The organism is Burkholderia anthinoferrum (assembly GCF_002925705.1).
GTDB lineage: Bacteria > Pseudomonadota > Gammaproteobacteria > Burkholderiales > Burkholderiaceae > Burkholderia > Burkholderia semiarida.
Genome location: NZ_LFZP01000064.1, coordinates 289,813 through 296,814, shown reverse-complemented (window position 1 = coordinate 296,814; position 7,002 = coordinate 289,813). Strand labels below are relative to the sequence as shown.

6 protein-coding genes and 1 pseudogene are annotated in these 7,002 nt (G+C 62.0%); 1 reads left to right on the top strand and 6 read right to left on the bottom strand.

What is annotated here, in order from left to right:
• A pseudogene (locus C5F75_RS31360) lies at positions 1–86 on the bottom strand (3-hydroxybutyrate dehydrogenase); the annotation flags it as partial.
• Positions 87–138: 52 nt separating this feature from the next.
• Positions 139–879: an acetoacetate decarboxylase gene (locus tag C5F75_RS31355; RefSeq protein WP_059581426.1), complete on the bottom strand. Its 741-nt coding sequence runs from the start codon at positions 877–879 to the stop codon at positions 139–141.
• A 435-nt stretch (positions 880–1,314) separates the two neighbouring features.
• Here C5F75_RS31355 and C5F75_RS31345 point away from each other — a divergent pair, with 435 nt between their 5' ends.
• Positions 1,315–1,896, top strand: coding sequence for an undecaprenyl-diphosphatase (locus C5F75_RS31345; protein WP_059581423.1), 582 nt, complete (start codon positions 1,315–1,317; stop codon positions 1,894–1,896).
• A 25-nt stretch (positions 1,897–1,921) separates the two neighbouring features.
• On the opposite strand, the gene C5F75_RS31340 is transcribed toward C5F75_RS31345, so the two are convergent.
• The 4 genes from C5F75_RS31340 to C5F75_RS31325 all read right to left on the bottom strand — a co-directional run bounded on the left by C5F75_RS31340 (position 1,922) and on the right by C5F75_RS31325 (position 6,987).
• On the bottom strand, positions 1,922–2,155 hold the full coding sequence (locus C5F75_RS31340; protein WP_059581420.1) for a hypothetical protein: 234 nt from the start codon (positions 2,153–2,155) through the stop codon (positions 1,922–1,924).
• 148 nt (positions 2,156–2,303) lie between these two features.
• The gene (locus C5F75_RS31335; RefSeq protein ID WP_059581418.1) at positions 2,304–3,125 is read right to left on the bottom strand and encodes a siderophore-interacting protein; all 822 of its coding nucleotides are present in this window, start codon (positions 3,123–3,125) and stop codon (positions 2,304–2,306) included.
• A 38-nt stretch (positions 3,126–3,163) separates the two neighbouring features.
• A complete protein-coding gene (locus tag C5F75_RS31330) occupies positions 3,164–3,874 on the bottom strand; it encodes a PadR family transcriptional regulator (protein WP_059581415.1) in 711 nt (236 codons plus the stop codon).
• A gap of 584 nt (positions 3,875–4,458) precedes the next feature.
• A complete protein-coding gene (locus tag C5F75_RS31325; RefSeq protein ID WP_104013277.1) occupies positions 4,459–6,987 on the bottom strand; it encodes a S8 family peptidase in 2,529 nt (842 codons plus the stop codon).
• Positions 6,988–7,002 lie beyond the last annotated feature (15 nt).

Genomic DNA, 7,002 nt, shown 5'->3' with positions numbered 1-7,002 from the left:
GCCTTGGCGAGCTCGAGCGCGATTTCCTTGCCGATGCCGCTCGCGGCGCCCGTGACGACTGCGGTCTTGCCATTCAGGTTGCTCATGTTCGAATTCCCGTGGTGAAAGGATTGACAGGGAGAAGGGACTGCGGACGCGTTACTGGCCCAGGTAATCGTAGACGACTTCGCCGAGGCCCAGCGTCAAATCCGCGACGATGTGGCGGGCCTCGACGATCTCGAGCACGGGCAGATCGGCCACCGGCGCGAGCGCGTGCGGCGCCAGCTCGAGCGATGCGGGACCCGTCCATGCGCCCTTCATCTTGATGTCCTGCATGTAATAGCGCACCAGTTCGCACACGCGCGCGGTGCCGTCGACGTGCGGAATGATCTTCAGCAGGAAATTGGGGCCGGCGAGCCGCTTTGCCTGCTCGTCGATGTCGAGTTCCTTGTGCTTGTAGCCCATCGTGCCGGTCGCGACGCGCACCTTGCCGTAATCGAGTGTGCCGAGGAGGTGATCGGTGTTCACGTGCAGCGTGGGCGACGCGAGCTTCTTCGGGAAGCCCCACAGCTCGCGGCCGCCGGCGATCGGCGGGTGATCGTCGAGATACATCGCCAACGTATAGCCGCCCCGCTGGCCGTTGTACTCGACCGGAATCACCTGGCCGCTCTCGGTGTAATCGCCGAAACCGGTGGAATCGGCCATGCGGATGAATTCGTACTGCACGAGCGGCTCGGTGACCTGCAGCGGCTCGGGGACGATTTCACGGAGGCGGTCCGGATCGGTGCGGTACGTGATGATCAGGAACTCACGATCGACGAAACGGTACGGGCCCATCGGGAACGCAGGGCTGGTCAACGGCATCGCAAACGCTTTCGATCGGACATCGCTGGGTTTCATGCGGACTCCTTGTTGTTGATCGCTTCGTGGATGAGTGGTCGTAATCGTATGCCTGTGCGTTGCCGTTGTGCGATGCCGCATCTGGAATTAATTGTTGCCGATTTCGAATAATTTGCGGCGTCAATATTGAGATGAACGATGCAAACGGCCGGGACGGCACGCTGGTTGGGGCGATGGTCGCACGCGCCGATGACGCCATGACGTGAAAAGGTGAGCCTTTACGGGAATCGCGGTGAGCTTTTACGGGAGACGGTGGCGCCAGAATATGACAATTGTGTGAACTTGTGTTGCAGTGCAGGCTCTAAGTGCGTTCGCCGCGCGGGCCTTGTCCGGGCGGCGGCCGCATCAGGTACCGCTCGAGCGGCCACGCCCTGGCATCGTTCGTATCCGACCGGGCAACCGGCCGATCTTTTTACGCCCCACGCAACCCGATTCATGCAGAACGTCAATCTCGCCCTCTTTTCCGCCATCAACGTCGGGAGTGCACCGCACCCGGGCATTGCCCGCCTCGCGATCTTCGCCGCCGACTGGCTCGTTTATGCGCTGCCCGCGATGCTGCTGCTGACCTGGATCTTCGGCGCGCGCCCCGCGCGGCGTCAGGCGATCGAGGCCGGGGTCGGCGTTTGCGTGGCGCTTGCGCTCGCGCAGGTACTCGGGCATGGCTGGTTCTCGCCGCGCCCGTTCATGGCGGGCGTCGGCACGCAACTGATTCCGCACGCGCCGGACAGCTCGTTCCCGAGCGATCACATGACGTTCGCGTGGAGCATGGCGGTTGGCCTGCTGCTCGGCGGCACGACGCGGGTGACCGGCTTCGTGATGGCCGCGATGGCCGTGGCGATCGCATGGGGGCGCGTCTATGCGGGCGTGCACTGGCCGCTCGACATGGCGGGCGGCGTGCTGGTCGGCACGGCCGGCGCACTGGCCGCGCACCTGTACGGGCAACGTGTGACCGCGCTGCTCGAACGGCTCGGCGATTCGGTGCATGCCGTCGTGATGGGGCGCCGGCAGGCGCCGTAAGCGGAAGGAAACGCCCGGGCTGCCGTCAGCCGGGCGAGTCGGACGTGCGGGCCGATTCGGCCGACGCGGACGGGCCGCCGCCGCCGTCGCGCAGTTCGGGCGTATCGGCCGGATGCCGGGCGGCATCGCGGTCGAGGGCGCTTTCCTTCAGGATCGCGCACATCGCGACGAACAACGCAAGGACTACCGCGGCGAGGCCGCAATAACCGGCGATCTTCAGGTGGCGAAGGAAAGGCGAAGCGTGGCTTTCTTTTGTCATGACCGGGCGCTCCTGGGCGGGCTGCGGCGGCTGTCGCCCGACAGCGGCGCGCAGACACAGATATATACCAGCCGCGATGCCGGTGCCAAGCCCACCGCTGCGCCGGCGCAACGATTGTTTCGGCCGCCGGCGAACCCGGTGTCTCCGGTCAGTCTTCCAGCGTTTCGTGCACGGCCGCCGCGCCGCGCTTCCAGTAGGCCGCCGCGCGGATGCGCGACTTGTCGATGCCGCGCTCGCCGGTCAGGTGCTGGCGTACCGCGCGCATCGACAACGCTTCGCCGGCCGCCCATACGTAGCCGTCGCCGGACGACGGCAGCGGCAGGCCGCGGACGGCATTGAGCAGCACGTCGCCGTTCGCCGCGGCGGTTTCGGCGCGGAAGCGCCAGATTTCGTGCACGTCGGCGCGCGTGTCGAACGAGATCTGCGCGGTGCGATCGGCCACTTCCAGCACGACCGCCGCGCGCGCGCCGGCCGGCAATTCCTCGAGACGCCGCGCGACGGCGGGCAACGCCGTATCGTCGCCGATCAGCAGATGCCAGTCGAAATCGGTCGGGACCACGAACGAACCGCGCGGGCCGCCGATGCCGAGCCATTGGCCGACGCGTGCCTGCGCGGCCCACTGCGATGCCGGGCCCGGATGGTTCAGCACGAATTCCAGATCGAGCTCGCAGGCGGCGCGGTCGAAGCGGCGCGGCGTGAAGTCGCGCGCGACCGGCTTCGGTTCGCCTTCCGGAAACTCGGGGCCGTTCGCGCCGAGCGTCGGCAGCGCGGGCCGCTCCGCGCCGGGCGGCGGGAAAAATACCTTCACGTGATCGTCGAACGACGCGGATTCGAAGTCCGCGAGATCGGGGCCGCCGAGCGTGACACGCAGCAGGTGCGGCGTCACGGCATGCACGCGCAGCACCTGCAGCAGGCGGAACTTGAGGGTGTGGCGCACGCGGGTGACGGTGCGTTCGGACGTGTTCTGCATCAATCCGTTCTCCTTGGGTGGTGACGGGGCGGCGCGGCTCACGCGCCGGCGCCGCCTTCGATTTCGGCCGTCGCGCGGCGCAGGATGGCGGCGATGCGGCGCTGTTCGTCGGTATCGGCGGCGCTCTTGTGCAGCAGCGCGCGCTTGAGCGCGAGACGCGCCTCGACGAATTCCGGCAGCCAGCCGGCTTGCGATTCCTCCTGCGCTTCGTTGCCCGCCGATTCCCCGGCGAACGCGCGGCGCATGAATTCCATCTTGCGGGCAAGGTGCGTGAGACGCGCGAACAGCGTATCGACGCGTTCACGCTGGGTATCGAGGTGCGCGCGGCCCGCGTCGGTCAGCGCATAGCGCTTGCGGTTGCCTTCCGCCTGCGACGCGACGAAGCCGACTTCTTCGAGGTACGTGAGCGCCGGATACACCATGCCGGGGCTTGGGCTGTAGAAGCCGTTCGAACGCGTGTCGAGCGCCTTGATCAGCTCGTAGCCGTGGCTCGGTTGCTCGGCGAGCAGCGCGAGCAGCAGCAGTTGGAGATCGTCGGAGCTGAACTGGCGGCCGCGCGGCATGCCGTCGTCGCCGAAATCGCCGAAGCCGCGCCCGCCGCGGCCACCGAACGGACCGCTGCCGAATGCATCGGGGCCGCCGCGACGGTGGCGGCCGATCGCGTACCAGAGACCGGCGAACCCGTCGGGGCGGGCATACGTACCATGACTGTCGCAGCGGGCATGGCCGCGGAAGGGGTTGTGCCGCATGATCGTGTCCTATGTGTCGCAAAACATATCTAAAGATATATATCGAAAGATAGGGCGTCAAGGGGATTATTGGGGGCGGGATGGTGGAGTTGGGCGGGTGTAGGTTGGCAAAAAAGGTGGTCTCTTTCGCAATATTTGATCAAAGCTATTAATTTCTTGATTCAATAGCTAGCATGTCTGCTCTCGGTTGCCGTGGAACTTCTGCGGAAAAGGCGCCCAGCGTCTCGGGAGGGGAAATCATTGCTGTAGCTTTGAGGAGTCCGGTGATGGCTTTTCTCGGCGATGTCGCCCGAGTCATCATCAAGGAGGTATCAGATTGGCGTTTTCAATGTGCTGCCAATGGATGCTCGACGAAGGAGAGTGATTCGGATTGCATACTAATTTAAGAATGGGTGTACGCCAAATAATGACGCTATTTCAGATCAGCACATTGATCAACTGAGCGCAATGGTAACTGCGCCAGTCGGTGATTCGGAGAGTCGAGGCCGGTTGCGGGAAAGTTCCACGATATATGCCGACAGGGTAGGCGGGGCGCGACCGTTTGCATGTGGCAACGAATCGTCGCCCCGCCGGATCAGTGACGATTAGAAATCGTCGTCGGAAGTGTCGATCTCTACGTCAATCGGCACCCCAAGCTCGTGGGCGATCGGCTGATAAATATCCGTTTCGACGTCGACTGGCAGTTCGAGCGATACCACGAGGGAATATCTGACCTCGTTGTCCCATTGTTCGGCGTCTTTCCAGTCCTTCCACCAGCCGCCAACCGGATACACGGCAATCTGCCCTTTCGCAGCGAGGGCAGCAGCGGTGCCCGTCCACACGTCAGAATGGATACTGCCTCTTGTTCGCAACTGGGATCCCAGAGTCCAACCGTCGACGTCGGGGTCGGGATGCCTCTGTTCGTCATCTGCATCACGCTCCGCCAAATTGACCCGACTCAGGAACTCTTCGTCGGTTTCGCTTGCACCTTTCAGGGAGAATCGCAACCCGAAAGAGGGGTATCTGTACTTGCTATTCCAGCCCCGTTTGCTCGGATTCGGATCGACAAAGTAAGATAGCGTGATGCGAAGTTCCGCTTGCTGTCCTTCAAGCTCGAGGAGTTCGTCTGAAGGCCAAGGGAGCTCATGTATATTGTGATTCCCCATCTTGATCGAACCGTCCTTTCGAAACGGCGTTAGCGTTTCTTCTAACACGATAGTCGCACGTTGCTCGCTCGACGATAGGGAGTACGTAGGCTGAATCGCACCGTAACCGACTGTGCGTAATAGATTTCGCTTGTCTCGCTGCGTCGGTTGAACACTGAGATTTGCGCGCATGGCCGGCGTGTGCCGAGCGCCATGGATGACAAGGGCTCTGACTGTTTCTGGCCAGTAATCTGGATAGCGGCTCCAGATCTGCGCACACAATCGTGCCACCTCCGCCGTCGCTGCGCTTGTATCTCCGGTCTCACAGAACAAAGATCGTTGGAACCGCGAAGCAGTAGTGACCATGCGCACCGAGTCGGGGCCAGGGGTCCCGGTGTTCGTGCCGTCAATGGACCCATTACCGCCCTCGGCCACCACATCGGGCTTGAACGGCCACTGATTGATCCAGGTAAGAGACGTCCGTGAACTCGGCGCAAGCGCGCCTACGTCGGCGATAGCTTGATACCCGGGATATTGATGCGCATTGATATCAGCAAGCGTGGTGTAGGCGCCAACGCCGATAGCGTTCCACGCCTGTGCCGGATCTTCGATCGACCGAATTGCGTTCGAATTGGGGTACTCGTGCCATTCATTGCTCTGGACGTTACCTGCAGCCAGCACGAAAAGTCTTTGACGAATCGGCTCGGGGTTCTCGTCGTCGTCAACGTTGATCTCGACTGAAGGCCTTCCAAATGCCAACTGGTCGATCGTGGCGGACCATTCTGAAGGGTCGCCGCTTGTATCTCCAATTGCGGTGGTCATCATCGCAAACACGCGGCGATCAGTCTCTGCTGCACCCTCCAAGAGTTCGGCCGACCTGGCGACGATAGCGCCGTAGAGATGGGGGGAATTTGCGCCGTTGGGAGGAAGTATCTTCGCCGACTCGAGAACGTGATTGATGAGCACAGGCTCGTTGGAAGCCAGCAGTTCGGTCAGATTCCCGTAGGCAGATATGCCGGCCATCTCGGTGCCATGCCCCTCGTGATCGGCAAGTCCCCATGTCTCGTCGTATGCGTGCAGATCCTGTTCGCCGAGGACATCGGAAAGAAGCGGGTGTGCTCGATTCACTCCGGTATCGAGAAGGGCAACGCGAGTCTCTTCTGCGTTCTCGCCAAATTCGATGCGTCCAACCAAATCTTGGCCCCACTCGGCCTGGTCCGCCGGCGTCAACTCTCCAAGGAAAAACTCCGCAGTGGGTGCGACGCTTCGAAACTCGGCGACGAGATCCAAAAGCTCGGCGCTTTCCTGGAGCGAATCTCGGGTTGCTTGAACTGCGACGACAACTCTTCCCGGGAAGGTGACGTAGCCTGGCTCAACGATAATGCCGAAATTTTCCCCTTCTTCCGCGAATTCATCACGGATGGCACCGGCTGACTGCCCTTTCGATCGAAGCCAAACTTGGTACCAGGCAAGTTCATCAGGCGCTGGAGGATCTGAGCGTGAGGTCCAAAGATCTCCGAAGGCGATGGCACGAAATTGCTCGATCGCATTCACAAGTGCCATATGGGCGGGTTTTTCATGTTCAGTATCTTTCTCGAGATACTCGTTTACCCGCTTCTCGAATGCAGAAAGTTTTCCGTCGGGCACGAATACAACGAGGACGTCCCGATCTCGGGCATCGACGAAAGATAAGACTTCGATTCCGTCTCGCTTCCACTCAACCGAGGTGGGATTAAGAGCGCCCTTTGGCCGAATCTCGATTGCTATCGAAAACCCCGCCTGCCGCCGGGGAAGATCGAGTTGCTCGCGCCTACTTTCGATCGCGGCAGCGGTAACTCGCAGACGTTGCAATTGCCCGATGAGGCGCGTGCCGTGTGCCCGTCGGTTGCGCGGCATTGTGGGCAGATTTACCCGCGCCGGCGGAGCGATGTACTCTCGTGTTTCGCTGTAACCGTTTGCAAACAGGTGAGGAAGGTTTGTTTCGGGCATATCGGATTTACCAAG

What these genes read in the sequence shown, in the direction of transcription:
- C5F75_RS31355 (WP_059581426.1), bottom strand. Translation starts at nt 879, where the DNA reads ATGAAACCCAGCGATGTCCGATCGAAAGCGTTTGCGATGCCGTTGACC.
- C5F75_RS31345 (WP_059581423.1), top strand. Translation starts at nt 1,315, where the DNA reads ATGCAGAACGTCAATCTCGCCCTCTTTTCCGCCATCAACGTCGGGAGT.
- C5F75_RS31340 (WP_059581420.1), bottom strand. Translation starts at nt 2,155, where the DNA reads ATGACAAAAGAAAGCCACGCTTCGCCTTTCCTTCGCCACCTGAAGATC.
- C5F75_RS31335 (WP_059581418.1), bottom strand. Translation starts at nt 3,125, where the DNA reads ATGCAGAACACGTCCGAACGCACCGTCACCCGCGTGCGCCACACCCTC.
- C5F75_RS31330 (WP_059581415.1), bottom strand. Translation starts at nt 3,874, where the DNA reads ATGCGGCACAACCCCTTCCGCGGCCATGCCCGCTGCGACAGTCATGGT.
- C5F75_RS31325 (WP_104013277.1), bottom strand. Translation starts at nt 6,987, where the DNA reads ATGCCCGAAACAAACCTTCCTCACCTGTTTGCAAACGGTTACAGCGAA.